Annotated in this window: 2 protein-coding genes; one reads left to right on the top strand and one right to left on the bottom strand. The window is 73.6% G+C overall.

Translation table 11 applies throughout. The annotated features are described in order from the left end of the window. Positions 1-318 (top strand): tetratricopeptide repeat protein (locus ACY45C_RS12920; RefSeq protein WP_462187868.1); only part of this gene is annotated, 318 nt, incomplete at its 5' end. A gap of 130 nt (positions 319-448) precedes the next feature. On the opposite strand, the gene ACY45C_RS12915 is transcribed toward ACY45C_RS12920, so the two are convergent. Beyond that, on the bottom strand, positions 449-674 hold a 226-nt coding region (locus ACY45C_RS12915; protein ID WP_462187867.1), incomplete at its 5' end, for a hypothetical protein.

The following is a 674-nucleotide window of genomic DNA, read 5'->3' as shown; positions in this document are numbered from 1 at the left end:
CCCAAACAGGCCCTAGTCGCCCGGGGTAACTTCGCCTATTGGATGGGTCAGGCGGGAGACCCCGCGATGGCCCGTGACCAGTACGCCGCCCTGCTCCTGATCCACCGGCGGGTCCTCGGCCCCGGCCATCCGGACACGTTGCTCGACCAGCGCAACCTCGCCCACTGGACCGGTGAGGCGGGGGATCCCGCGGGTGCCCGGGACCAGTTCGCCGCGGTACTGGCGCTGTTCGAACGAGCGTTGGGACCCGAGCACCGCGAGACCGTGGCCGCCCGCACCGAGCTCGCCGTCTGGACGGCCCGGTGCCAGCCGTCGTAGGGCAGGGCGGTGCCCCCTTCGGCCTTGGGCGGGCGGCCTTGGGCGGGCGGCCTTGGGCGGGCGGCCTTGGGCGGGCGGCCTTGGGCGGGCTGGTCCGGGGCTGAGCAGGGGAACGCGGCTGCGATCCTGGTCAGCGGCGAAGCGTCAGCGTGCCGTCCCGGACGGTTCCGGCCAGTGTGGTTTCGCCGGTCCAGGTGACTCCGGAGGCATGCTCGGGACTCGGTAGGTCGGCCGGGTCCAGTCCGACAAGCCGCAGTGCCGGCCGGCCGCACTGCGGCGGGTAGGAACCGGCGAGCCCGGTGCACAGGTAACTGGCCCCGTCCGGCCTGATGAGGACGTACCCGCGGACCGTCACC

The sequence above is a fragment of the Frankia sp. CcWB2 genome (assembly GCF_977927585.1).
This window is presented reverse-complemented; position numbering and strand designations above follow the sequence as displayed.